Below are 25,433 nucleotides of genomic sequence, written 5' to 3'. Positions count from 1 at the left end.
AGTTGGCCCGACAACGTCAACACCGACAAGGGCCGCCGCCTGCTGTGGCCGATCAAGAAGAAATACGGCAACAAGATCTCCTGGGCCGACCTGATGATCCTCTCCGGGACCATCGCCTATGAGGTCGCCGGCCTGAAGACCTTCGGCTTCGCCTTTGGCCGCGAGGACATCTGGCACCCGGAAAAGGACGTCTACTGGGGCGCCGAGAAGGAATGGCTTGCGCCGTCCGACACGCGCTACGGTGACGTGGCCGATCCCGCCTCGCTCGAGAACCCGCTCTCGGCGGTGCAGATGGGTCTGATCTACGTGAACCCCGAGGGGGTGAACGGCCAGCCCGACCCGATGCGCACCGCCGCGATGGTCCGCGAGACCTTTGCCCGCATGGCGATGAACGACGAGGAAACCGCGGCGCTGACCGCCGGTGGCCACACCATCGGCAAGGCGCATGGCAATGGCGATGCGGCGAACCTCTCCGAGGATCCCGAAGCCGCCGATGTGACCGCGCAGGGCATGGGCTGGATGAACACCAAGGGCCGCGGCATCGGCCGCGACACGATGGTGTCGGGCATCGAGGGCGCCTGGACCAAGAACCCCACCCAGTGGGACATGGGCTGGTTCGAACTGCTCTTCGGCTACGAGTGGGAACTGAAGAAATCGCCAGCTGGGGCCTGGCAGTGGATGCCCGTCGACATCCGCGAGGAAGACATGCCCGCCGACGTCGAGGACCCCTCGATCAAGTGCATGCCGATCATGACCGATGCCGACATGGCGATGAAGGTCGACCCGATCTACAACGCGATCTGCCAGAAGTTCATGGCCGATCCGGAGTATTTCTCGGACACCTTCGCCCGCGCCTGGTTCAAGCTGACCCACCGCGACATGGGTCCGAAGGTGCGCTACATCGGCCCCGATGTGCCCGCCGAGGATCTCATCTGGCAGGACCCTGTCCCCGCGGGCACAACCCGTTACGACATCGGTGGTCTCAAGGCGAAGATCGCGGCCTCGGGCCTGAGCGTGTCGGACCTCGTGTCGACCGCCTGGGACAGCGCCCGCACCTTCCGCGGCTCGGACATGCGTGGCGGCGCCAATGGCGCGCGCATCCGCCTCGCGCCGCAGAAGGACTGGGAGGGCAACGAGCCCGACCGCCTCGCCCGCGTGCTGAACGTGCTCGAACCGCTGGCGACAGCCGCCGGGGCAAGCCTCGCGGACACCATCGTGCTGGCTGGCAACGTCGGTGTGGAACTCGCCGCCAAGGCCGCGGGCCACGACATCTCGGTGCCCTTTGCACCCGGCCGCGGTGACGCCACCGACGAGATGACCGACGCAGGCAGCTTCGATCCGCTCGAGCCACTGGCCGACGGCTTCCGCAACTGGAAGAAGACGGATTACGCGGTCTCCTCGGAAGAGATGCTGCTCGACCGGGCACAGCTGCTGGGGCTCACGGCGAACGAGATGACCGTTCTGTTGGGCGGCATGCGGGCCATGGACACCAACCACGGCGGCAGCAAGCACGGCGTCTTCACGGCCCGCCCCGGCGCGCTGACCACGGACTACTTCGTCAACTTGACGGACATGGCCTACAGCTGGGTTCCGGCGGGCAAGGACCTTTACGAGATCCGCGATCGCAAGACCGGCGAGGTGAAGTGGACCGCGACCCGCGTCGACCTGGTGTTCGGCTCGAACTCGATCCTGCGCGCCTACGCCGAGATCTACGCCCAGGACGATGGCACCGAGACCTTCCTGGCGGCTTTCGTGAACGCTTGGACCAAGGTGATGAACGCCGATCGCTTCGACTTGAAGTGATGCGGCAGACATCCAGAAACACCGGCCCGCACCTCTCCCCGAGGTGCGGGCCCTTCTGCTTTGGCGCAGCGCGCCCTTATGGCCTGCGCGTGCATTTCCTGCGGCGGCCGCAGGACGGGGAGCAGAGCCCCCTCCTCTGCCCCGCTCCTAAGACGCGCGCTCAGGCCAACCCGTCTTCCAACACGCAGCTCTCCAGCAGCCGCCCCTCGAAGGGGTCGACCAAGCCCATGTCGCTCAGCCGCGGCCCGGGGTTGCAGACCAGAGACGCCCCGAAGAGCGCCTTGAACACCAGGTAGGGCGGCTGCCAGCCGACCAGCCCGTCGAGCGTCGCGCGCAGTGCGGCGAAGCTCTCGGCGACCTGTGCCAGCTTCGCGTCGCTGATCAGTCCGGCAATCGGCAGCGGCAGGCAGTGCAGCACCTTGCCGCGCGACGCCACCGCAACTCCGCCGCCGCAGTCGCGCAGTGCATTGGCCGCGGCGGCCATGTCCTCGGAACGGCGCCCGAAGACCGTCAGGTTGTGGCTGTCGTGCGACACCGTGGTGGCAAAGGCACAGCGCCAGTCGCCCCAGTTTTCCAGGAAGGCGACCCGCATCGGCGTGCCGGCGCCATGACGGTTGACGATGCCCATGCGGATCATGTCCTCGGGCAGCACCAGGCGGCCGTCCTCGACCGCGACCCTGCGCTCACCCCAGACCGGGAACCGCGGCTTCGAAAGCGTCGCAATGCGGGCGTGCGGGCCCTTGGCAGGGACCTCGAAATCCCCGGCTGCCACGGGCGCAAGCCGCATGGTCTCGCGCAGCGCAGCCGGCACCGGCGCGGGCTCGGGTCGGGCGGTCAGCCGTCCGGCCTCCGCCACGAGCAGACCATTCGCGACGACCCCCTCGGCGCGCACCGCCTCGATGTCCGACAGCAGCACCAGGTCGGCGCGGCGGCCCGGCGCGACGAGGCCCAGGTCTGGCCGTCCGATCCGGCTTGCGGCGTTGAGCGTGGCAGCTCGATAGGCCCAGAGCGGCGGCAGGCCGCAGTCGATCAGCAGTCGGATCACCCCGTCGAGCCCACCCTTGCGCAGCAGGTCGTCGGGGAAGATGTCGTCGGTGCAAAGGGTCACCGTCTGCGGCAGTTCGCCCAACCCGGTCAGCGCCTCGGCGAACTCGGGCAACAGGTGTTCATGCGAGCCGCGCAGCTCGATGGTGAACCCTGCCTCGAGCTTGGCCATCAGATCAGCGGCGCCGGTCAGCTCGTGGTCGGTCTCGACCCCGGCAGCGGCAAAGCCCGCAAGATCGCCGCCGGTGAGCCCCCGCGCGTGGCCGCAGACCCGTTTTCCCGCCTCGAGCCCGGCCTGCACGATCCCGGCAACGCGCGCGTCGCCCTCGAGCAGCGGTCGCATGGTCATCAGCTCGGCAGCGCCATGGGTGTCGCCGCGCGCCAGCCAGCGCGCGACGGTCTCGGGGGTGAAATCCCCGCCCGAGGCCTCGAAGCCCGGCGCCGAGGGCACGCAGGTCGGCACCAGCGGCAAGAGGCGCAACGGCAGGTCCTTTGCCGACTCGCAGGCGTAGCCGAGCCCCGCCTCGCCCGACACATTGGCAAGCTCGTGCGGATCCCAGAGCGCCGTGGTCACCCCGCGCGGCACAACGGCGGCGGCATATTCCGCGGCGGTGATCATCGAGCTTTCGACGTGCATGTGGCTGTCGATGAACCCCGGCACGAGGGTCATGCCGCGTGCGCCGATGCGCGCCTTCGCCGGCCGCGCCGGGTCGGGTGCGTGTACGCTGGCGATGAGCGGGCCGATGATGCCGACATCGGCCTTGCGCGCGCGCCCGGTGATCATGTCGAGCACGGTGCCGCCTTCGATCAGCAGGTCGAACGGCGCCTCGCCGCGCGCGGCCTGCACCGCGCGGGCGCGCAGCGCGGGGTCGTTGAGATCGCTCGGGAAGGTCATGCGTCCGCTCCAGTCAGCGCATCGAGGCAGAGCCGCGCGATGTCGTCGAGCGGCGCTGTCGGCAGGCGGGTCAGCCCCTCGGGGTCGGCGGTGAAGCGGGTGGCGCCATAGGTGTCGTCCTGCACGGTCGAAACGGTGAGGCTCTGACGTTCAAAGGCAAAGGCCTCGGGCCGCACCATGGCCAGCGCCGCAACGGGATCGTAGATCGCCATCCCTGCGCGCCCGCGCTTGAGACCGATGTCGAGGTAGCCGCCGAGCAGATCGGCGCTGAGCGGATCGGTCTGCGGCATGTCCTCGGGGCCAAAGGTGGCCTGACGGCAAATCATCAGGTCGATCACCTCGAGCGGCAGCCCGGCCCCGGCGACGATGGCGGCGGCCTCGGGATCGCAGAGCGCGTTGAACTCGGCCAGCGGCGAATGGTTGCCTGGCCCGTTGCTGCCGCCCATCCAGACAAGCCGGGTGATGCGGGCGGCGGCCTCGGGGAAGCGCTGCACCAGCAGCGCGATATTGGTCAGCGGCCCCAGCGCCAGCACCGGGCGCGGCCCGTCCTGCATCAGCCAGCCCGCCAGCGCCTCGATGGCATCGGCAGGCGGCTGCGGGCCGTCCACATCGGGCAGGAAACGGCCCCGGCTGTCCATGCCCTTCGCGCCGAGGATCGCCTGCGCGGTCTCGACCTCGCGGACCAGCGCCTTCTCGGCCCCGGCGTGCAGCGGGGCTTTGAGGCCATAAGCCTCTGCCGCGCCGAGCGCGTTGGCGATGACCTGCGGCAGCGGCGTGTTGCCCGCGACGAGCGAGATGCCCTCGACCGTCGCCCCGTAGCGGCGCAAGAGCAGCAGCGCCCAGAGGTCGTCGAAGCCGTAATCTGTGTCGACCCAGAGCCTCATGCCGCGAGGCCCCGGGCGGTGGAGAGTGGCAGGTCGAAGCGGATGGACTCTCCCAGCGGCACCTCGGGCAGCGCGATGGCGGCATCGGCCTTGATTGGGCCGAGCGCGCTGTCGATGACATACTCGCGGTGCGCCCCGGCAAAGCTGCAGGCGGCGACGCGGCCCTCATGCGGGCCGCTACCCACGGTCACCGCGTCCGGACGCCAGGCAAGGATCGGGCTCTCCGGGCGGGCCTCCAGCGGCAGGCGACCGCTTTCGGTCACGACCTCGGTGCCCTCGACCCTGAAGATGTTCTCGAACCCCATGAATTCGGCGGCAAAGGCCGTGGCGGGCCGCGCATAGAGATCCGACGGCGTGCCGAGCTGCTCGATCTTGCCGTCCTTCATCAGCACGATGCGATCGGCCAGCGCCAGCGCCTCGGCCTGATCGTGCGTCACGAAGACCATGGTGATGCCGGTCTCCTTCTGCACCCGCTGCAATTCGGTGCGCATCTCGAGCCGCAGCCGGGCGTCGAGGTTCGACAGCGGCTCGTCGAGCAGCAGCACCTTGGGCCGCATCACCAGCGAGCGCGCCAGCGCCACGCGCTGCTGCTGGCCGCCCGACATCTCGGCGGGCTTGCGCTTCTCGAAGCCGGTGAGGCCGACGGTCGCCAGCCCTTCCTCGGTGCGCTGCTTGATTTCGGCCTCGGGCAGCTTCTGCAGGCGCAACCCGAAAGCGACGTTCTCGAAGGCGCTGAGATGGGGGAACAGCGCGTAGCTCTGGAACACCAGCCCGATGCCGCGCTTGTTGGCGGGCACGCGGGTCACGTCGCGGCCGTCGATGGTGATTGTCCCGCCGGTGGGCGAGAGCAGCCCGGCGATGGCGCGCATGGTGGTGGTCTTGCCGCAGCCCGAGGGCCCGAGCAGCGCGATCAGCTCGCCCTCGCGGATCGACAGATCGAGGTTCGGCACGGCGACCGACTTGCCGTAGCTGAGGGTGAGATCGGAGAGTTGGACGAAAGCGTCAGACATAGCGAGAGAATCCCAGCAGGCGTTCGGCGGTGAAGACGATGGCGAGCGACATGAAGGCAAGGAGCGCCGAGAGCGCGGCGACGGAGGGATCGAAGGTGATCTCCATGTAGGCGAGCATGTCGATGGGCAGGGTGCGGACGCCGGGACCCGACAGGAACAGCGAGACCGGCACCTGGTTGAAGGAGGTGACGAAGCCGAGGATGAAGGCGGCGAGCACCCCGCCCCGGATGTTGGGCAGCACCACCTTGGTGAAGGCCTGCAGCCGCGAACAGCCGAGCAGAACGGCGGCCTCTTCCATGTCGGCGCGCAGGTTGTGCATCGACGAGGAGACCACGCGCACCGCATAGGGCAGCACCAGCGCGGTGTGTGCCATGAAGAGCGCCAGCGTGACGGTGACGCCCGTCGGCACCACCATGTAGCGCAAGAGCGCAAGGCCGACGATGATGCCCGGCACGATGATCGGCGCTGCGACGATGGTGCGCAGCGTCTCGGCGCCCGGCAGGTCGTAGCGGTTGAGCGCATAGGCCGCGGGCACCCCCAACAGCAGCGCCATGAACGTGCCGAAGACCGCCAGCGCCATCGACAGCGCAAAGGAGGCGCGGAAGCTCTCGACGGTGAAGACCTTGAGGTACCACTTGAGGGTCAGCCCCTCGGGCGGGAAGGCAAGGTAATCGGTGGCCGAGGCCCCAGCGAGGATGATGATCAGGAACGGTCCGATCAGGAAGGTCAGCGTGAGGCCCAGGATGGACCAGGTCGCAAGATGGCGCATGAGGTCAGCTCCGGGCAGTGGCGATGCGCTTCAGCAGCAGGTTCGCCGAGAAGGACATGACGATGAGGATCATGGCGATGACGCTGGCCGAGACGAAATCGTTCGACACGTTGACCCGCTGATAGAGCAGCGTTTCCAGCATCAGCACCTTCGAGCCGCCAAGGATCGCCGGGGTGATGTAGGCGGTGAGCGCGCCGGTGAAGACCAGCGTGCCACCGATGACGAGCCCTTCCTTGGTCAGCGGCAGGATCACCTTGAAGAAGACGGCGATCCAGCTTGCGCCAAGCACCCGGGCAGCGGGGATCACGTCGCGCGGGATGTTCTCCATGGCCGACACCAGCGAGATGATCATCAGCGGTAGGAAGAGCTGCAAGAGGCCGAGGAAGACGGCGGTCTCGGTGAACAGCAGGCGCAGCGGCGTGTCCGACAGGCCCAGCCCGGTGATCGTCTCGTTGACGATGCCGGTGCGGCCGAGGATGACGATCCACGCATAGGTGCGGGCGACGGGCGAGATCATCAGCGGCAGGACCACCATGCCGAAGACCTTGCCGCGCGACTTGGGGCCGAGGTTGACGATGCAGAAAGCTGCGGCGTAGCCGATCACCGCCGCCGTCCCAGCCACCAGAACGCCCAGCTTCAGCGTACGCAGGAAGACGGTGCGGTTGAGCGGCGTCGAGAAGAAGTCGATGTAGCCCTGCAGCGACCAGCTTCCGCCGGAGCGGAAGGCCTCGGAGAGCAGGATGCCCACCGGCACGAGGAAGAGCAGCGTCGAGAAGATGGCGGCCGGAAGAGCCAGCGCCAGCCCTTCGCGCGTGTTGCGAAACATGGGTAGGGATCCCGTCTGTCTGGAGCGGTGTCAGGTGCCGGGGGCAACGGGGAGCGCGTCGCCCCCGGCGGGGTGCTGGGACGGCAGGGGCCGCCCCGGCGGGGTTACTGGATCACCTCGGCGTTCCACTGCTCGACCCAGCCCTCGCGCTTGTCGAGCACTTCGGCGGCGGGCATGATGTTCAGCGCTTCGATGACGTCGGCGCCATAGGTCAGGTTCTCGGCAGCTTCCGCGCTGAGCTCGACTTCCTTGTTGGCCGGGCTGTCGATCAGCATCTCGCCGATCTTGGTCTGCACCTCGGTCGAGAGCCAGTAGTCCATGAACTGGTAAGCGAGATCCTCGTTGCCGTTGCCCTTGGTCATGACCATCACGTTCATGCCGCCGGCCTGGCCTTCCTCGGGCTCGGCCCAGGCGAAGGGCAGACCCGCGTCCTTGAAGCTGCCCCAGGCGAAGCGGCCCACCGGGGCGGCGATCACCTCTTGCTGGTTCATCAGCTGCACCAGCTCGGACGAGCGCGAGAAGAAGGTCACGATGTCGTCGGAATGCGCACCGATCTCGGAGATCACCGGCGCGAGGTCTCCCTCTTTGCCCATGGCCTTGCCCAGCATCATCAGCGTGAGCGGGCCCTGGGTGGTGGTGATGTTGGGCAGCGCGACCTGGCCGGCCAGCTCTTCGCCCAGCAAATCGCCCCAGCTCTGGATGTCGACAAGGTCCGAGCGGTAGACGATGGAGCTGGCGTAGAAGGTGTAGCCGACCGCCATGTGATCGCCGATCGGATCTTTGGCGCTGTCGTAGAGCTTGTCGAAGTTGCTCAGCTTGGCGCTGTCGAGCGGCTGGATGAGATCCTTACGGGCCAGAGCGAGGGCGTCCTGCGTCGAGATGACGGCCATGTCGATCACCGGGTCCGCGGCGTTGGCCTCGATCTTCGCCATGCGCTCGACGCTGTTGCCGGTCTCGACGACCAGATCGCAGCCGCAGATCGCCTCGAAGGGATCGTAGAGCGCTTCTTTGTATTCATCCTGGGCAAAGGAATAGACCGAGATGGTCAGGGTCTTGTCGTCGGCATGCGCCGCGGTGCCGAAGGCGCTGGCAAGCGCGAGGAGCGATAGGGTGGTCTTCATGGCAGTCTCTCCGTGTTGGTCTTGGTTGGGTGTCGGGGGGAGGCGGTGGAGCCGCGCGGTACCAGCCGCATGGGCACCGCGTGGCTCTCGGGGCGGGCGGCGCCGGCGATGAGACGGCTCAGCACCTCGAGCGCATGCTCGGCGATGGCGCTCACGTCCTGCGCGGTGGTGGTCAGCGCCGGGTGCATGGCGGTGGCGAAGGGCAGATCGTCGAAGCCGGTAAGGCTCACGTCCCCGGGCACCGAGATCCCTGCGCGCGCGAGTTCCGACAAGGCGGCCAGCGCCAACAGGTCCGAGGTCGCAAGGATCGCCGTGGCGCCCTGCCCCACGCGCTCGGGCAGCGTGGCGAGCCCGGCATCGCCCCAGACCGTCTCGATGCGGACGCTCGGGCCGAGCCCCTCGCCCATGCCGCGCAGACGGTCCTGCTGAACGTCCGATACCCGGTCGCCGCCGAGCAGCACCACGTGGCTGTGCCCCAGCTCGCGGATATGCGCGCCGATAAGGGCACCGCCGCCGACATGATCGGCCGAGACGGTGTTGCGCGGGTCGCGCGCGGTGTTGATCGTCACCATCGGCAGGCCGGGTGCCTCGGGCGAGGTGCCCTTCTGCGGCACGATCACCACGCCGTCGACCCCCCTCCCCACGAGCTGTTGCAGCGCCTCGGTCTGCCGCGCCTCGCTACCGCGCGAGTCGGCGATGAGGATGCCGAGCCCGCGCGCCTCGGCAGCAATCGACAGGTTCTGCGCGATGCGCGGGAAGAGCGGGTTGGTGAGGTCCGGCATCACCAGCCCGAGGATGCCGCTCTGGCCGGTCTTCAGCGCACGCGCGGCGCGGCTCGGGCGGTAGCCAAGCGCCTCGGCGCGGGCCTGAATGCGTTCCGCCAGATCCTTTGAAACCCGCCCCTTTCCGGTGAGCGCGTTCGAGACGGTGGCGGCCGAAACCCCGATGTCCTGTGCGATTTCCTTGATACTGGCCATGCCGTTTCCTCTTTGGTGAAACGATTAATCAGCGGCTTTCGCACCCGTCAACCGACAATTAAACGTTTAATCAGACTCAAAGCGCTTCCGCTGGCAAGGCGCACAAAAAACATGCGGAAACACACTCTAGACGGGTATTGGAATCATCGCGCACCCGCCATGAGGTTGAAAGCCCCCACAGTCCAAGCCGCGCCGGTTGCGTCAAAGCGCCCTGCCCTTCGCCGCGAAATGGGCTGGTGCAGCGGGGCAAAAGCTTTCAAAATGAGAACGATACGCGGGGAGCCCACGCATCCATGAACAGCAGCGGGTTGCAGGTCGAGGACGAAGAATCAGGCTCCGGGCAGGTCATCCGCCTTTCGGGACCGCTGACGGTGCGCGAACTCGCGGGCCTGCAGGCGCAGTTGCTCGCGGCGCCGCCTGCCCCGGTCATCGACCTCACCCGGGTCACGCGGATCGACACCGCCGGGGCCTGGGCGCTGGCCACCTACGAAGGCCGGGTCGCGGCACAAGGCGGCGCGCTGCGCTATCGCGGCGCGAGCGAAGCCGCCGATCTGCTTTTGGCCACGGTACGCCGCGCCCTGCCGGTGCCCGAGCCCGCGCCCGCCACCCCGACAGGCCTTACGGCGCTTCTCGAGACGACGGGGCGCCGGGTCATAGGCGGCCTGCACTTCCTGCGCGGGCTGCTGGAGTTTCTCGGGATGTTCCTCGCCGGGCTCTTCCGCGCGGTGATCCACCCGCGCGAGTTCCGCTTCACGGCGCTGGTCGCCCATTGCGACGATGTCGGCCTGCGGGCCGTGCCGATCGTGTCGCTCATGGCCTTCCTGATCGGCGTTGTTCTCGCGTTTCAGGGCGCGACCCAGCTGCGGCAGTTCGGGGCCGAGGTCTTCGTGGTCGATCTCATTGCGATCTCTGTGCTGCGCGAGCTGGGGATCCTGCTTACGGCGATCATCGTCGCAGGCCGGACCGCGTCGGCCTTTTGCGCCGCCATCGGCTCGATGAAGATGCGCCAGGAGATCGACGCCATGCGCACGCTCGGACTCGACCCGGTGACGGTGCTCTTCGTGCCGCGCATCCTCGCGCTGTTGCTGATGCTGCCGATCCTCGGGCTGATCGCGGATATCATGGGGCTCTTCGGCGGCGCGCTGATGTCCTGGATCGAGCTTGGGATCTCGCCCTCGATGTTCCGCACCCGGCTGATCTCTGACACCGACATCAGCAACGTCGTCGTCGGGCTCATCAAGGCGCCGGTCTTCGCGGTGATCATCGGCGTGGTTGGCTGCCACGCCGGGATGCAAGTCAAGGGCGACGCGGAATCGCTCGGGCGGCAGACCTCGAGCGCCGTGGTCACCGCCATCTTCGCGGTCATCGTCGCTGACGCCCTGTTCTCGATCTTCTTTGCCGAGGTGGGACTGTGAGCCCGGAACAGGACAAAGTGGTGCTCATCCGCGTGCGCGGGCTGCGCACCCAGTTCGGCACCCACGTGGTGCACGACGGTCTGGACCTTGACGTCTACCGGGGCGAGGTTCTGGGCGTGGTCGGCGGCTCGGGTACCGGCAAGTCGGTGCTGTTGCGCGCCATCACCGGGCTCGAGCGCCCGACCGCGGGCCGGATCGAGGCCTTCGGAACCGAGGTGCTGACCGCCTCGGCAGAAGACCGCGCCCGGCTCGACGACCACTGGGGGGTGATGTTCCAGGACGGGGCGCTTTTCTCCTCGCTCACCGTGCGCGAGAATGTCGAAGTGCCGTTGCGCCGGATCGCCGAGCTAACACCCGAGCTGCGGCGGGCGCTGGCGGATCTCAAGATCTCGCTCGTCGGCCTGCCTTACCGCGCAGGCGATGCCGCCCCGTCGGAGCTTTCGGGCGGGATGCGCAAGCGCGCCGGGCTGGCGCGGGCCCTGGCGCTCGACCCCGAGATCGTCTTCCTTGACGAGCCGACCGCCGGGCTCGATCCGATCGGCGCCTCGGCCTTCGATGAGCTGATCAAAACGCTGAGCGACGCGCTGGGGCTGACCGTCTTTCTTGTCACCCATGATCTCGACACGCTCTATGCAACCTGCGACCGTATCGCGGTGCTGGCCGAGAAGCGGGTGCTCGTCACCGGCACGCTGCCCCAGATGCTGGAGGTCGATCACCCATGGGTGCAGGAATATTTCACCGGACCAAGAGCGCGGCTCGCGCGCGACGCGGTTCGGGCCGACACCAAGACCGAGGCTGACTGACCATGGAAACCCGCGCCAACTACGTGCTTGTCGGAGCCTTCGCCATCGCGGGCTTTATCGGGCTGCTCGGCTTTCTGCTGTGGTTCGCCAACGTCGAGCTGGACAAGCAGTTTGACTATTACGACATCGACTTCCCCTCGGTCTCGGGCCTGTCGATCGCTTCCGAGGTGCGCTTTGCCGGGCTGCCGGTGGGACAGGTGGTCGGCCTCGGCCTCTCGCCGGAGCAGAACGGCACGGTTCGGGTCCGCGTCGAGGTCACCGCGGGCACCCCGGTGCGCAGCAACTCCACTGCCACAATTGAGGCGCAGGGCGTCACCGGCGTCAGCTATGTCAGCATCGCCCCGGGCAGCCCCGGCGCGCGGCTGCTGTCCGATCAGACAGGTGAGCAGGTGCCGCGTATAGACGCCGGCCAGTCGGCCCTGCAATCGCTCACTGAATCCGCGCCCGAGATCTTCGACGAGACGCTGGAACTGGTACGCAGCCTGCGCGCGCTCCTCGGCTCCGAGAACCAGCAGCGTGTCGTCACCATCCTGACCAATGTCGAGCAGGCCTCAGCCGAGCTGTCGCAGACGCTGCAGGATGTCTCCGGCGTGACCGGTGCGGTCTCGACCTTCACCGACCAGATGGACCGCTTCAACGCGAGCGTCGAGGGTATGACCGGCGACGTGGCGGGCGTGCTCGCCGACGCGCAGGAGACCTTGCGCGCGATCACCACTCTGTCTGAAGAGGCTCGCGCACTTGTCGCCCAAGGCACTGGGACCGCTGCCGCGGCTGAGAGCTACATCACCGGCCGGCTGGGCCCCGCGACCGAGCAGCTACAGGGCACAGTCTCTGAGATCGAGGCGCGCTTCGCCCGCCTGAGCGACCGCGCAGAGACCCTGGCCGAGACCTTCACCGAGACCGGCAGCGCCGCCAGCGCCCGGCTGGCCGAGGCGCAGGGCACATTGGCTGGCCTCGACGGGCTCATCGCCGATCTGTCGCAGACCTCGCGCAGCGTCGACGGGGCGGCGCAGCGGCTCGACGGGTTGCTCGCCGGCGACGGTGCCGCGCTGATCGCCGAGCTGCGCACCGCGACCGCCGAGGCGACCTCGGTGATCCAGGGCTTCGGCGACAGCACCGGTGCCGATCTGAGAGCCATCTTCGAGGACATCCGCACCGCCACCCGCTCGGCGGTGCAGACCATCGAAACGGTGGGCGCCGATCTCAGTTCGGCCTCCGGGCAGCTTGATGGGCTCGCAGGGGAGGCCTCGGAGACGCTGGAGGTGGCGCGTTCGACCTTCGCCGCCGCCAATGTCACGCTCTCCTCGATCAATGGCACGCTAGAAACCGGGGACCGCGCGCTCTCGGCCGCCGAGCGGGCTTTTGACGGCGCCGACCGGGCGATCACCCACGAACTCGGCCCGATCGCGGCGCAGCTGCGCGGCACGCTGGCCGAGCTCGAGGCGGCGATCTCCCAGGTGTCGGGCGACATCCCCGGGATCACCAGCGAACTGCGCGCCGCCAGCAGATCCGCCGCCGCGGCCTTTTCGGGACTCGAGGGCGCGGTCGGCGAGACCCGCCCGGCCCTGCGCGATTTCAGCGCCACCGCCCTGCCGCAGTTCAGCCGGCTCGCCGCCGAGGCGCGCGCGCTCATCGACAATCTCGACGCGCTCACCACGCAGCTCCGTCGAAACCCGACCCGCTTTTTCCTCGACGACCGTGCCCCAGAATACCGAAGGTAGCCCCATGTTCCCGAGACCCCTCCTGCCCGTCCTCGCCCTCGCGCTCGGCACCTCCGGCTGCGCCGCGATCTCGGCGCTCGACAGCGCCTCGGAAGCGCTCGATGTCTACGAGCTGCAAACGCCCGCCATCGAGGGCGCGGCGCGGCGCGGCTGGGCCGAGCTTGTGGTCGAACCGCCGATCGCCAGCGGCGCGCTGAGCACCGACCGCATCATGATCCGGCCCGCGCCGCTTCAGGCACAATACCTGCCCGGCGCGCGCTGGTCCGACGAGACCCCCGCCATGCTGCAGACGCTTCTGGTACGCAGCCTTGCCGAGACCGGCGCCTTTGCCTCGGTCGGCCGCGCGCCGCTTGGCGCGCAGGGCGACTACGCGCTGCTGGGCGAGCTGACAGATTTCCAGGCCGAGAGCCTTGGCTCCGAGGGGCCGGTCTCGGTGCACCTGCGGCTGATGCTGCGGCTGGTGCGCGAGCGCGACTCGGCGGTGGTGGCGAGCCGCACCTTCGAGGTGCGCGAACCCGCGGCGGACGACGAGACCACGACCGTCGTCGCCGCCTTCGACCGGGCCTCGCGGCGGATGATCTCCGAGATCCTGCCCTGGGCGGTGCGCGCCGGGAGCTGAGCCTCTCGGTCATTCACATCTTCCGCCTGCGTCACTTCGCGGTGCTGACAGGCGGCGCCGCGCCGCCTATACTCGGGGTCTGTCGAGACGAGGCTCATCCTGGGGAGGAACGCATGGCTTCCGCATCACGACGACTTTTGCTGAAAACCTACAGCGCTTGGATCGAGGCGGACGCGGCCTTTCGCGCCGCGCAGAGCAACCTGGCCGGGTTCTTCCCGGGCCGCCAGACGCATTTGTCGGTGCAGATCGGCAACCGCGGCTCGAAAGTGCGCCAGCTCTACAACGCGCGGCAGAGGGCGCTCGAAAAGCTGCAGCTCGCGCGCAGGCAGGCGCTGCTGGAGCGCGAGGCACGGCGGCGCCAAACACGGGTGAACCTGTTGCTGGTCTACGCGGGCTGAGCCGCACCCCGCGCTGCGAGCCCAAACCACCGGACACTGAAAAAGGCGCAGCCAGAGCCGCGCCTTTTCGCTGCATCGCCCAGAGGGCCCTACTGCGCCACCAGCCGCTCCAGCAGCGTTGCGGGGGTCACCGTGCCAATCCGCACGCCGCCCCGCGTCACCGCCACCGGCGCGTTGCGTTCGGTCATCGCGGCGGCGAACTCGAGCACCGGGGTCTCCTCGTCGACCTCGACCTCGGCGGGCGCTTCTGAGGGCTTCATCACGTCCTTGGCCCGCAGGAAGCTGAGCGGGTTGGAATGGGCCACGAACTCGGCCACGTAGTCGTTCGCCGGATCACTGGCGATCTGGTTCGGCGTGCCGCATTGCACGATGCGACCGCCCTCCATGATCGCGATGCGGTTGCCGATCTTGAAGGCCTCGTCGAGATCGTGACTGACGAAGATGATCGTCCGCTTGAGCTTAGACTGCAGTTCCAGAAGCTCGTCCTGCAGCTTGCTGCGGATCAGCGGGTCGAGCGCCGAGAAGGGTTCGTCCATCAGCAGGATCGGTGCCTCGGTGGCAAAGGCGCGGGCAAGGCCGACGCGCTGTTGCATCCCGCCCGAAAGCTCGCCCACCTTGTTGTCGGCCCAGTTCGACAGGCCGACCAGTTCGAGCTGCTCCATCACCTTGGCACGGCGGGCCGCCTTGCCCATGCCGCCCAGCTCCAGTCCGAGCCCGACGTTTTCGGCGACCGAGCGCCAGGGGAGCAGGCCGAATTGCTGGAACACCATGGCCACCCGCTCGCGGCGGATGCGGCGCAGGTCGGCGGAGGAGGCGTCGGTGACATTGACCATGCGCGCGCCCTCACGCACATGCACGCCGCCGCGCACCACCGGGTTGAGCCCGTTGACGCCGCGCAGAAGCGTCGACTTTCCCGAGCCCGAGAGGCCCATGAGCACGAGGATCTCACCCTCCTCGACGTCGAGCGAGCAATCGTGCACGCCGAGCACCTGGTCGGTCTTCTTCTGGATCGTGGCGCGGTCCAGCCCCTGGTCCATCAGTGGCAGCGCCTCTTCCGGCGCGTCGCCGAAGACGATGGAAACATTGTCGATCTTCACGGCCGTGGTCATTTCTTGTCGCCTCCGAGGTTGAGCAGGCGGTCGAGCAGGATGGCCACGACCACGATCACCAGTCCGCTCTCGAAACCGAGCGAGGTGTTCACCTGGTTGAGCGCCCGCACCACCGGCACGCCGAGCCCGTCAGCGCCGACCAGAGCGGCAATCACCACCATCGACAGCGCAAGCATGATGGTCTGGTTCAGCCCGGCCATGATCTGCGGCAGCGCATAGGGGAGTTCGGCCTTGAACAGAACGTCGCGGTTGGTGCCCCCGAAAGCCCGGACGGCCTCGGTCAGCTGCTGCGGCGTCGAGGAGATGCCGAGCTGGGTCAGGCGGATCGGCGCGGGCAGCACGAAGATCACCGTGGCGATGAGCCCCGGCACCATGCCGATGCCGAAGAAGACGATCGCCGGAATAAGGTAGACGAAGGTGGGCAGCGTCTGCATCAAATCGAGCACCGGGCGCAGCACGGCGTAGAGCCGGGGCCGGTGCGCGGCAGCGATGCCCACCGGCACGCCGATCGCCATGCAGACCACGCAGGCCGACAGCACCAGCGTCAGGCTCTCCGTGGTCTCCTCCCAGTAGCCCTGGTTGAGGATGAACAGAAAGCCGAGCGCGACGAAGGCACAGACCTTCCAGCTGCGCTGCAGAAGCCAGGCGATCAGCATGAAGGCGGCGATGATGAAGAACGGGTTGGGCTCCTGCAGAACCCAGAGGATGCCCTCGATCATCGCCTCGAGAACGACGGAGAGCAGGTCGAGCAGCCCCTCGGCGTGGTCACGGATGCCCTCGAAGATGAAGGCCGCGAAGTCGCCGACGGGAATCTTGTATGAAGTGAGCCAATCCAAGGCTGCGCTCCTTATGATGAGCAGTCAGGAGAAGGATGTCGTCTGGCTCCGCGCCGGAACGCGAAGCCAAGCTGCGACAGCCAGGATCAGAGACCCAGGGCCGATTTCACCGCCGGAAGCGCCGGCTCGCCGTCCAGCGTGGTCACGCCGTCGAGCCAGCTATCGAGCACGTCCGGGTTCGCAGCAAGCCAGGCTTCCGCCGCCGCGTCCGACTTCTCGCCGTCATTGAGGATCGCGCCCATGATCTCGTTCTCCATCTGCAGCGAGAACTCGAGGTTGGTCAGCAGCTTGCCGACGTTCGGGCATTCCTCGACATAGCCGGCGCGGGTGTTGGTATAAACCGTGGCGCCGCCGAAATCCGGGCCGAACCAGTCATCCCCGCCCGACAGGTAGGTAAGATCGAAGTTCGCGTTCATCGGGTGCGGCTCCCAGCCGAGGAAGACGATGGGGTCATCCTTTTTCGACAGGCGTGCCACCTGGCTCAGCATGCCCTGTTCCGAGCTTTCCTTGACGTCGAAGTCCTTCAGCCCGAAGGCATCCGCCTCGATCATGTCCATGATCAGCCGGTTGCCATCGTTGCCGGGCTCAATGCCATAAATGGTTTCGTCCAGATCATCGGCGTGGGCAGCGATGTCGGCGAAATCCTTGATTCCCAGTGCGGCGCCTGCGGCATTGGTGGCCAGCGTGTACTTCGCGCCCTCGAGGTTGGCGCGCACCGTGTCGACGGTGCCGGCCTCGCGGTAGGGGGCAATGTCGGCCTCCATCGTGGGCATCCAGTTGCCGAGGAAGACATCCATGTCACCCTCTTCCAGCGACACGTAGGTCACCGGCACGGAAAGCACGCTGATCTCAGTGTCATAGCCCATCGCCTCCAGCACGGTCGTGGTGGCTGCCGTGGTGGCGGTGATGTCCGTCCATCCCACATCCGAGAACCTGACTTTGGAGCAATCTGCAACGGCGGCGCTTGCGCAAAGAGCGATGGCGGAGGTGGTCAGTACGAGTTTCATAGGGTCCCCTTTTGAGGTTAGCGTGATGAATCTGAGATATTGATTGACGAGTCAATTAATGACAGGCTATCCCGGAAAAGCAACCAAAAATCTCTGGGAGCCCCACATGGCCCGCAAATCCGAGGAAGAAAGACGCAGGGATCTGATCGCTGCGACGATCCGCGAGATCGGTGCCTCGGGCACGCTCAACGTCACGACCAGCCAGATCGCCAAGCGCGCCGGGGTCTCGCCGGGGCTCGCGTTCCACTACTTCCACGACAAGGACACGCTTTTTCTCGCCGCGATGCGGTCTATCCTGTCGGACTACAAGGCAGACGTGACCCGGGCGCTAGCGAGCGCCATCACCCCCGAAGACCGCGTGAATGCCATCGTCCAGGCCAGTTTCGGCATGGGCAGCTTCCGCCGCGAGGCGATCTCGGCATGGGTGAATTTTTACGCACTCGCGCTGCGCTCGGAAGAGGCGCGGCGGCTGCTCTATCTCTATCAGCGCCGGCTGCACAGCAATCTGGTCTACGCGCTGCGCCCCAGAATCGGTGAACGCGCCCCGGATGTGGCACGGCGAATCGGTGGCCTGATCGACGGGCTGTATCTGCGCTACGCGCTCGACACCAAGATGCTGCGCCCGCCCGAAGAGGCGGTCGGCGCGGTCGACGGCTCGGAGGGGGCGCAGCACGTGCTGCGCGCCATCGCCGCCGAATGCACCGAAGTCCACGAAAACGACGACATCTCCATGGCGGACGCCGATCCGGCGCCCATGGCCCCCCTTGCAGGACCTCAGGAGTAATCATGACCTCTGCTTACCAACCCGCTGGCAGCCACTTCATCAACGGCGCCTATGTCGATGACACCGCAGGGGAAAAGATCGAGGTGATCTACCCCCACACCGGAAAGGTGATCGCCACCCTGCACGCCGCCACCCCGGCGATCATCGAGCAGGCGCTGGCCTCGGCAAAAGCCGCGCAGGCCGAATGGGGCGCACTGTCGGGCACCGAGCGCGGCCGCGTGCTGCGCAAGGCGGCTGACCTGCTGCGCGAGCGCAACCGCGAGCTGTCCGAGATCGAAACCCATGACACCGGCAAGCCGATGTCCGAGACGCTGATTGCCGATGCCGCCTCTGGCGCCGATGCGCTGGAATACTTCGGTGGTCTTGCGGGCACGCTGACCGGCGAGCACATCCCGGTGGCAGGCGGCGATTTCGTCTACACCCGCCGCGAGCCGCTCGGCGTCTGCGTCGGCATCGGCGCCTGGAACTACCCAATCCAGATCGCCAGCTGGAAGGCTGCGCCCGCGCTGGCCTGCGGCAACGCGATGATCTTCAAGCCCTCCGAGACGACCCCGCTGACGGCGCTCAAGCTCGCCGAGATCCTGATCGAAGCCGGCGCGCCTGCGGGCATCTTCAACGTCGTGCAGGGCTATGGCGCCGTCGGCGCGTCGCTGATCACGGATCCGCGCGTCGACAAGGTCTCGCTCACCGGCTCGGTGCCCACGGGCCGCAAGGTCTACGCCGCCGCCGCCGACGGCATCCGCCATGTCACCATGGAACTGGGCGGCAAGTCCCCGATCGTGGTCTTCGACGATGCCGACCTCGAAAGCGCCGTCGCTGCCGCGATCAATGGCAACTTCTATTCCACCGGCCAGATCTGCTCGAACGGCACCCGCGTCTTCGTGCAGGAGGGGCTGTATGAGACATTCGTCGCCCGGGTCGCCGAGCGCATGGAGAACGCCGTGATCGGCGATCCGATGGGCGAGGCCACCACCATCGGTCCGATGGTCTCGGCCCGCCAGCGCAGCATCGTCGAGGGCTACATTGCCAAGGGCGTCGAAGAAGGGGCGCGGCTGGTGAAGGGTGGCAAGGTGCTGGACGGCGCGGGCTTCTACATCGAGCCGACGCTCTTTGCCGATGTCACCGACGAGATGACCATCGCCCGCGAGGAGATCTTCGGCCCGGTCATGTCGGTGCTGAAATTCGCCACCGAGGACGAAGCACTGGCCCGCGCGAACGACACGCAGTTCGGCCTTGCCGCCGGTGTGTTCACCGCCGATCTTACCCGCGCGCACCGCATGGCCGCGGGCTTCGAGGCGGGCACCTGCTACATCAACGCCTACAACCTCACCCCGGTCGAGGCGCCCTTCGGCGGCTCCAAGATGTCGGGTGTTGGCCGCGAGAACTCCAAGGCCGCCATCGCGCATTACAGCCAGGTGAAATCGGTCTACGTCGGCATGAACCCGACCGAAGCCCCGTTCTGAAGGAGGCCGTGATGCAGGCGGACTACGTCATCGTCGGCGCGGGCTCGGCAGGCTGCGCCATCGCTTACCGGCTCGCCGAGGCGGGCAAGAAGGTCATCGTGGTGGAATTCGGCGGCACGGACGCTGGGCCCTTCATCCAGATGCCCGGCGCGCTCTCCTACCCGATGAACATGAAGCGCTACGACTGGGGCTTCGAGTCCGAGCCCGAGCCGCATCTTGGCGGGCGCCGCCTTGCCACGCCGCGCGGCAAGGTGCTGGGCGGCTCGTCCTCGATCAACGGCATGGTCTACGTGCGCGGCCACGCGCGGGACTTCGACACTTGGGAAGAGATGGGCGCGCAGGGCTGGGCCTATGCCGACGTGCTGCCCTACTACAAGCGCATGGAGAGCTGGCACGAGGGCGGTCACGGCGGTGATCCGGACTGGCGCGGCACCTCGGGCCCGCTGCACGTCTCGCGCGGCAAGCGCGACAATCCCCTCACCCGCGCCTTCGTCGAGGCCGGGGTGCAGGCGGGCTACGAGGCGACCCATGACTACAACGGCGAGAAGCAGGAGGGCTTCGGCCCCTTCGACGCGACCATCCACAAGGGCGAGCGCTGGTCGGCCTACAAGGCCTACCTCAAGCCCGCCATCGCCACCGGCAATGTCGAAGTGGTGCGCGGGCTCGCACGCAAGGTCGTGATCGAGAACGGCCGCGCCACCGGCCTCGAGATCGAGCGCAAGGGCAAGGTCGAGGTGATCACGGTCGGCAAGGAAGTGATCCTCGCGGCCTCCTCGATCAACTCGCCGAAGCTGCTGATGCACTCGGGGATCGGCCCGGCCGAGCACCTCAGGGAACACGGCATCGAGGTCGTCGCCGACCGTCCCGGCGTCGGGCAGAACCTTCAGGACCACCTCGAGCTCTACATCCAGCAGGCGGCGACGCAGCCGGTGTCGCTGTTCAAGTACTGGAACCTCTTCGGCAAGGCTTATGTCGGCGCGCAATGGCTCTTCACCCGCAAGGGCCCGGGCGCCTCGAACCAGTTCGAGAGCTGCGCCTTCGTGCGCTCGAAGCCGGGCGTGGAATACCCCGACATCCAGTACCACTTCCTGCCCATCGCCGTGCGCTACGACGGCAAGGCAGCCGCCGAGGGACACGGCTTCCAGGCCCACGTCGGCCCGATGCGCTCGAAATCGCGCGGCGCGGTGACGCTGAAGTCCGCCGACCCCAAGGACGCTCCCAGCATCTTCTTCAATTACATGTCGCATGAGGATGACTGGGCCGATTTCCGCACCTGCATCCGCCTCACCCGCGAGATCTTCGGCCAGGAGGCCTTTGCCCCCTACCGTGGCCACGAGATCCAGCCCGGAGACTCCTTCCAGACGGACGAGGAGCTGAACGATTTCATCCGCGCGCATGCCGAAAGCGCCTACCACCCCTGCGGCACCTGCCGCATGGGCGCGGCGAGCGATCAGATGGCCGTGGTCGATCCCGAGTGCCGGGTGATCGGCGTCGAGGGGCTGCGCGTTGCCGACAGTTCGATCTTTCCGCAGATCACCAACGGCAACCTCAACGCGCCCTCGATCATGACCGGAGAGAAGGCCTCGGATCATATCCTCGGCAAGCAGCCCCTGCCCCGCGACAACGCCCAGCCGTGGGTGCATCCGGAGTGGAGAACGGCACAGCGCTGACGCCTTTCGCGCGCCGCCACACCGGCGGCGCGGATGCTGCCTAGGGATGACCCGGCGTTGCACAACTCCCTGATGCCGCGACTCACTTTTCAGGCTACGCTTGTCCCAGGCAAGAGCAGGACAAGAAGATGATCACCCCATCCCCCCGACCATGGGTCAGGGCGGGCGCATTGATCGTCGCACTGGCGGCAACCCTGGGTGGTTGCGGCAGTTCGGCGCCACGCACCGTGACCCTCTCCCCAAGCGAAACCCAGGCGCTCTACGTGCGAGAGAACCGCGCCTCCGGCATCCCCCACCGCTTCGGCGACACCAAGCCGCATGACTGGGGCGCAATCAGCCCGGCCCGCTACCCTGTGCACGGGCTCGACGCCGCGCGCTATCAGGGCGTGATCGACTGGCACGCGGCGCGCGGCGCGGGTATCCGCTTCGGCTACCTCAAGGCGACCGAGGGTGGCGATCACATCGACCCGGCCTTCGGGCAGAACGCCGCGGGGGCCCGCTCCGCGGGCGTGCCTGTCGGTGCCTATCACTTCTACTACTTCTGCCGCCCGGCGCACGAGCAGGCCGCGTGGTTCATCGCCAACGTGCCCAAACGGCGCGGCGACCTGCCGCCGATCCTCGACATGGAGTGGAACCACCTCTCGCCCACCTGCCGCATCCGACCGCCCGCGAGCGAGGTGCGCGCCAGCATCCGCGAGTTCTCGCGGATCGTCGAGCGTCACTATGGCACCGCCCCGGTGATCTACACGACGCCGGACTTCTACGCCCGCAACGATCTCGGCAGCCTGCGCGGCACCGAGTTCTGGCTGCGCTCGGTCACTGCACACCCCTCGGAGCGCTATCCCGACGAGCGCTGGAGCTTCTGGCAATACACCGGCACCGGGCTGGTGCCCGGGGTGCGCGGGCCGGTGGATTTGAACGCCTTCGCCGGCAACGAGGCGACCTGGCAGGCCTGGCTCGCGGCGCGCAGCCAAGGGTAGCGCCGCCCTGCACATCCTCACCCGGGACCGACCAGGCGCCGGGTGAGGCATGTACGCGTCTGTCCTCTTGCAAAAAGAACATCCTCCGGCCCGCCCCGCCACCCGGCGAACAGCCCCCGCGTGCCTTGCCACAAGCCGGAACACCCTCCCAGCCCTGCAGGCATGACACACTCCGCCGCACAGTACCCCTGCGCCCGCAAGTGCCCGGTAGGGCTTGCGTCCCCGGCCCATATCCGGTCTATCGCGCCGCGGGAGGAGGCCGGACGGAAACAAGAGACTCGGATGGCCGACGTACAGACATCAGGTGCCGCGATCACCTTCGACAAGCTGGGAAAGTCCTTCGACAAGAAGGGCTCCGGCAAGGTCATGGCGCTCGAGGATATCAGCCTCGACGTCGCCCCCGGCACGATCACCGGGATCATCGGGCGCTCCGGCGCCGGCAAATCCACGCTGCTGCGCATGGTCAACGGCCTGGAACAGCCGACCTCCGGCGCGGTCACCGTCGCCGGTCATGACGTCGGCCGCGCCAGCGGCGCGGCGCTGCGGCGCATTCGGCGCGACGTCGGGATGATCTTCCAGCACTTCAACCTGCTGAGCTCTCGCACGGTCTACGGCAACGTCGCCCTGCCGCTCGAGATCGCGGGCGTGCCCGGCGCCGAGATCAAGCGCCGCGTCGATGACCTCATCGCCCGCGTCGGCCTCGAGCAGCTCAGCAGCCGCTATCCGGCGGAACTCTCGGGCGGCCAGAAACAGCGCGTCGGCATCGCCCGCGCCCTCGCCACCCAGCCCAAGGTCCTGCTCTCGGACGAGGCCACCTCGGCGCTCGACCCCGAGACCACCCAGACCGTGCTGAAACTGCTGGCCGACATCAACCGCGACCTTGGCCTCACCATCCTGCTGATCACCCACGAAATGGCCGTGGTGCGCGACATTGCCAGCCACGTGGCGGTGATCGACGGCGGCCGCATCGTCGAGGCGGGATCGACCTACGAGGTCTTCGCCGCGCCCCAGCACCCGACGACCCGCTCGTTCCTGTCGGGGATCACCGGCATCACCTTGCCGAGCTTCATCGCCGGCAAGCTGGTCGCCGAGCGCCCGCAAGGCGACAGCCAGGAGGTGATCCGCATCACCTTTGCCGGGCAACACGCCACCGACCCGATGCTCGCCAAGCTCACCTCCGAATTGGGCATCCCGGTCAACATCCTGGCCGGCGCGATCGAGGAGATCGGCCCGCATCCCTTCGGCAACCTGCTGGTCTCGGTCGACGCGGACCGCGGCGCAGAAGCCCGCGCCTTTCTTCAACGCCACGAGCTGCTCACGGAGGTGCTGGGCTATGTCGGCTAACCTCATCAACCTGCTGATCGAAGCCACGCTTCAGACCCTCTACATGGTCGCCATCTCGGGCGCGCTCGGCACACTCTTCGGCCTGCCCATCGGCGTCTATCTGGCCGTCTCGCAACGCGGCGAGCTGCTGTCCTCGCCCTGGGTGAACAAGGTGCTCGGCCTCCTTGTCAACGCGACGCGCTCGGTTCCCTTCATCATCCTCGTGGTGGCAATCATCCCCTTCACCCGGATGATTGCCGGCACTTCGATCGGCACCACTGCCGCCGTCGTGCCGCTGACCATCGCCGCCGTGCCCTTCATCGCGCGGCTCGTCGAAAACGCCATCCGCGAGGTCGACAGCGGCCTCATCGAGGCGGCCAGGGCCATGGGCGCCACGCCCTTCCAGATCATCCGCAAGGTGCTGGTGCCCGAGGCGCTGCCCGGCATTACCCTTGGCCTGACGCTCGCCCTCGTCAGCCTCATCGGCTACTCAGCCATGGTCGGTGCCGTCGGTGGCGAAGGCCTCGGCGATCTTGGCATCCGCTACGGCTACCAGCGCTTCATGCCCGAGGTGATGCTGGCGGTGGTCGTGATCCTCATCGTGCTGGTCCAGCTCGTGCAATCCCTCGGCGAGGGTCTGGCCCGGCTGGTCGACAAGCGCGCGCCGCGCAACCGCGGCCGCTGACTCCATAATAAGAACACAGATGGAAGGAGAAATCCCATGAAGCGTATGATCCCCCTCGTCTCCGCATTGGCCCTGATGGCCGGCACCGCGATGGCCGAAGACATCAAGGTCGGTGTCTCGCCGGGCGAGCACGCCGAGATCATGGAAGAAGTGGCGAAGGTTGCCGCGCCCATGGGCCTCAACATCGACGTGGTCGAATTCTCGGACTACGTGGTGCCCAACCAGGCACTGGCCGACGGCGACATCGAGGCCAACTCGTTCCAGCACGAGCCCTACCTCGACAACCAGATGAAAGACCGCGGCTTCGAATTGGCGCCGGTGGCGACAACCATCACCACCCCGATGGGCGTCTACTCGGACAAAGTCACCGCGCTGGACGACTTCCCCGAGGGCGGCTCCATGGGCATCCCCAACGATCCCACCAACGGCGGCCGCGCGCTTCTGGTGCTGCAACAGCTCGGTCTAATCAAGCTCGCCGAGGGCACCGGCCTCGTGCCGACCGTGCTCGACGTGGTCGAGAACCCCAAGGACATGCGCTTCCAGGAGCTCGACGCGGCGCAGCTGCCGCGCTCGCTGGCCGACCTCGATGCCGCGCTGATCAACACCAACTACGCGATTGCCTCGGGCCTGAACCCGAAGGAAGACTCGATCGCCATGGAAAGCGCCGACAACCCCTACGTGAACATCATCGTGGTGCGTAAGGGCGACGAGGAGCAGCCCTGGGTGAAGCCGCTGATCGACGCCTACCACAGCCCCGAGATCAAGGCCTTCATCGAAGAGAAGTACCACGGCACCGTGCTGACCTCCTGGTAAGCCGCGGTCGGCGGGCGCCCTGCCCGCCGCGCCATGAAAAGCAAAGGCCCGCCGCGGATGTCGCGGCGGGCCTTTTCCATTGTGCTCGGCGGGGGGGGGGGCAGCCCATGTGCTCTGACGCATACTCCCCCGGGCTGGCCGGGAAGACCACGGTCAGAAGGAAGGTCCTGCTCTGCGCAACCCCATCCTTGTGCGCCTCTTCTTGAGCCATCACTCTGGCAAAAGGCGCATCGCATCAGACACTTTCAGCGGCAAGTTCGCGTGCTCCGACCTTCAGGAGGTGGAGCAGGTGCGGAGCGAAGCTGTTCCACACGTCGATGCGGAAGCGGGTTTCGGCGTCGCGCCAGAGGATCACGGTGGCGCCGTCGAAGAGCGTGCGGCGGGCGGAGCCGACCGGGATCGCGTCGATGTCGCGGGCGCATCCGATGGTCATCAGCTCGGCGGCGCGCGGGCCTTCGATGACGAAGCTCACCTCGCG

23 protein-coding genes and 1 pseudogene are annotated in these 25,433 nt (G+C 67.4%); 13 read left to right on the top strand and 11 right to left on the bottom strand.

Going from position 1 to position 25,433, the window contains the following annotated elements; all coding sequences use genetic code 11:
• The coding region (gene katG / locus G0D83_RS23925) for a catalase/peroxidase HPI (RefSeq protein WP_164197096.1) at positions 1-1,803 on the top strand (1,803 nt) is incomplete at its 5' end.
• Positions 1,804-1,963: 160 nt separating this feature from the next.
• Here katG and G0D83_RS23920 read toward each other — a convergent pair.
• From G0D83_RS23920 to G0D83_RS23890, 7 genes are all read right to left on the bottom strand, one after another.
• Positions 1,964-3,742, bottom strand: a complete 1,779-nt coding sequence (locus G0D83_RS23920; protein WP_164197095.1) for an adenine deaminase — start codon at positions 3,740-3,742, stop codon at positions 1,964-1,966.
• Positions 3,739-4,626, bottom strand: coding sequence for a nucleoside hydrolase (locus G0D83_RS23915; protein WP_164197094.1), 888 nt, complete (start codon positions 4,624-4,626; stop codon positions 3,739-3,741). Before G0D83_RS23915 ends, G0D83_RS23920 begins: the two co-directional genes overlap by 4 nt.
• Positions 4,623-5,636 carry an ABC transporter ATP-binding protein gene (locus G0D83_RS23910; protein ID WP_164197093.1) on the bottom strand — a complete coding sequence of 338 codons (1,014 nt, stop codon included), beginning with the start codon at positions 5,634-5,636 and terminating at the stop codon, positions 4,623-4,625. Before G0D83_RS23910 ends, G0D83_RS23915 begins: the two co-directional genes overlap by 4 nt.
• On the bottom strand, positions 5,629-6,405 hold the full coding sequence (locus G0D83_RS23905; protein ID WP_108969192.1) for an ABC transporter permease: 777 nt from the start codon (positions 6,403-6,405) through the stop codon (positions 5,629-5,631). The genes G0D83_RS23910 and G0D83_RS23905 overlap by 8 nt, the downstream gene beginning before the upstream one ends.
• Positions 6,406-6,409: 4 nt before the next feature.
• Positions 6,410-7,231 carry an ABC transporter permease gene (locus G0D83_RS23900; protein ID WP_108969194.1) on the bottom strand — a complete coding sequence of 274 codons (822 nt, stop codon included), beginning with the start codon at positions 7,229-7,231 and terminating at the stop codon, positions 6,410-6,412.
• Between the two features lie 104 nt (positions 7,232-7,335).
• Positions 7,336-8,352, bottom strand: a complete 1,017-nt coding sequence (locus G0D83_RS23895; RefSeq protein ID WP_164197092.1) for a PotD/PotF family extracellular solute-binding protein — start codon at positions 8,350-8,352, stop codon at positions 7,336-7,338.
• Positions 8,349-9,329, bottom strand: coding sequence for a LacI family DNA-binding transcriptional regulator (locus tag G0D83_RS23890; RefSeq protein ID WP_164197091.1), 981 nt, complete (start codon positions 9,327-9,329; stop codon positions 8,349-8,351). The genes G0D83_RS23895 and G0D83_RS23890 overlap by 4 nt, the downstream gene beginning before the upstream one ends.
• Before the next feature lie 293 nt (positions 9,330-9,622).
• Here G0D83_RS23890 and G0D83_RS23885 point away from each other — a divergent pair, with 293 nt between their 5' ends.
• The 5 genes from G0D83_RS23885 (at position 9,623) to G0D83_RS23865 (ending at position 14,285) form a co-directional block, all read left to right on the top strand.
• Entirely contained in the window at positions 9,623-10,744 is a 1,122-nt protein-coding gene (locus G0D83_RS23885) for an ABC transporter permease (protein ID WP_164197090.1), read from the top strand.
• Entirely contained in the window at positions 10,741-11,547 is an 807-nt protein-coding gene (locus tag G0D83_RS23880) for an ABC transporter ATP-binding protein (RefSeq protein ID WP_164197089.1), read from the top strand. Before G0D83_RS23885 ends, G0D83_RS23880 begins: the two co-directional genes overlap by 4 nt.
• Before the next feature lie 2 nt (positions 11,548-11,549).
• Entirely contained in the window at positions 11,550-13,268 is a 1,719-nt protein-coding gene (locus G0D83_RS23875; protein WP_164197088.1) for an MlaD family protein, read from the top strand.
• A 4-nt stretch (positions 13,269-13,272) separates the two neighbouring features.
• Complete coding sequence (locus G0D83_RS23870; RefSeq protein WP_164197087.1) at positions 13,273-13,887, top strand: ABC-type transport auxiliary lipoprotein family protein; 615 nt, start codon at positions 13,273-13,275, stop codon at positions 13,885-13,887.
• A gap of 113 nt (positions 13,888-14,000) precedes the next feature.
• On the top strand, positions 14,001-14,285 hold the full coding sequence (locus G0D83_RS23865) for a hypothetical protein (protein ID WP_164197086.1): 285 nt from the start codon (positions 14,001-14,003) through the stop codon (positions 14,283-14,285).
• A gap of 89 nt (positions 14,286-14,374) precedes the next feature.
• On the opposite strand, the gene choV is transcribed toward G0D83_RS23865, so the two are convergent.
• The 3 genes from choV to choX form a co-directional block, all read right to left on the bottom strand.
• Complete coding sequence (gene choV, locus G0D83_RS23860; protein ID WP_108969207.1) at positions 14,375-15,394, bottom strand: choline ABC transporter ATP-binding protein; 1,020 nt, start codon at positions 15,392-15,394, stop codon at positions 14,375-14,377.
• Entirely contained in the window at positions 15,391-16,230 is an 840-nt protein-coding gene (gene choW / locus G0D83_RS23855) for a choline ABC transporter permease subunit (RefSeq protein ID WP_164197085.1), read from the bottom strand. Before choW ends, choV begins: the two co-directional genes overlap by 4 nt.
• Before the next feature lie 86 nt (positions 16,231-16,316).
• On the bottom strand, positions 16,317-17,237 hold the full coding sequence (gene choX, locus G0D83_RS23850) for a choline ABC transporter substrate-binding protein (protein ID WP_164197084.1): 921 nt from the start codon (positions 17,235-17,237) through the stop codon (positions 16,317-16,319).
• Positions 17,238-17,343: 106 nt separating this feature from the next.
• On the opposite strand from choX, the gene betI reads away from it, so the two are divergent.
• The 7 genes from betI (at position 17,344) to G0D83_RS23815 (ending at position 24,955) form a co-directional block, all read left to right on the top strand.
• Positions 17,344-18,021, top strand: coding sequence for a transcriptional regulator BetI (gene betI / locus G0D83_RS23845; protein WP_108969212.1), 678 nt, complete (start codon positions 17,344-17,346; stop codon positions 18,019-18,021).
• 2 nt (positions 18,022-18,023) lie between these two features.
• Positions 18,024-19,484, top strand: coding sequence for a betaine-aldehyde dehydrogenase (betB, locus tag G0D83_RS23840; protein ID WP_164197083.1), 1,461 nt, complete (start codon positions 18,024-18,026; stop codon positions 19,482-19,484).
• A gap of 11 nt (positions 19,485-19,495) precedes the next feature.
• The gene (gene betA, locus G0D83_RS23835; protein ID WP_164197082.1) at positions 19,496-21,154 is read left to right on the top strand and encodes a choline dehydrogenase; all 1,659 of its coding nucleotides are present in this window, start codon (positions 19,496-19,498) and stop codon (positions 21,152-21,154) included.
• A gap of 128 nt (positions 21,155-21,282) precedes the next feature.
• Positions 21,283-22,134 carry a GH25 family lysozyme gene (locus G0D83_RS23830; protein WP_164197081.1) on the top strand — a complete coding sequence of 284 codons (852 nt, stop codon included), beginning with the start codon at positions 21,283-21,285 and terminating at the stop codon, positions 22,132-22,134.
• Between the two features lie 282 nt (positions 22,135-22,416).
• Positions 22,417-23,478 carry a methionine ABC transporter ATP-binding protein gene (locus tag G0D83_RS23825; RefSeq protein WP_108969219.1) on the top strand — a complete coding sequence of 354 codons (1,062 nt, stop codon included), beginning with the start codon at positions 22,417-22,419 and terminating at the stop codon, positions 23,476-23,478.
• The gene (locus tag G0D83_RS23820) at positions 23,468-24,142 is read left to right on the top strand and encodes a methionine ABC transporter permease (protein WP_164197080.1); all 675 of its coding nucleotides are present in this window, start codon (positions 23,468-23,470) and stop codon (positions 24,140-24,142) included. Before G0D83_RS23825 ends, G0D83_RS23820 begins: the two co-directional genes overlap by 11 nt.
• A gap of 36 nt (positions 24,143-24,178) precedes the next feature.
• A complete protein-coding gene (locus tag G0D83_RS23815) occupies positions 24,179-24,955 on the top strand; it encodes a MetQ/NlpA family ABC transporter substrate-binding protein (protein WP_164197079.1) in 777 nt (258 codons plus the stop codon).
• A 235-nt stretch (positions 24,956-25,190) separates the two neighbouring features.
• On the opposite strand, the pseudogene G0D83_RS23810 reads toward G0D83_RS23815, so the two are convergent.
• Positions 25,191-25,433, bottom strand: a pseudogene (locus tag G0D83_RS23810) (sarcosine oxidase subunit gamma); the annotation flags it as partial.

The organism is Salipiger sp. PrR003 (genome assembly GCF_010500785.1).
Taxonomy (GTDB): domain Bacteria; phylum Pseudomonadota; class Alphaproteobacteria; order Rhodobacterales; family Rhodobacteraceae; genus Salipiger; species Salipiger pacificus_A.
Note: the sequence above shows the minus strand (reverse complement) of the source record. Positions and strands in the feature narration are given on the sequence as shown.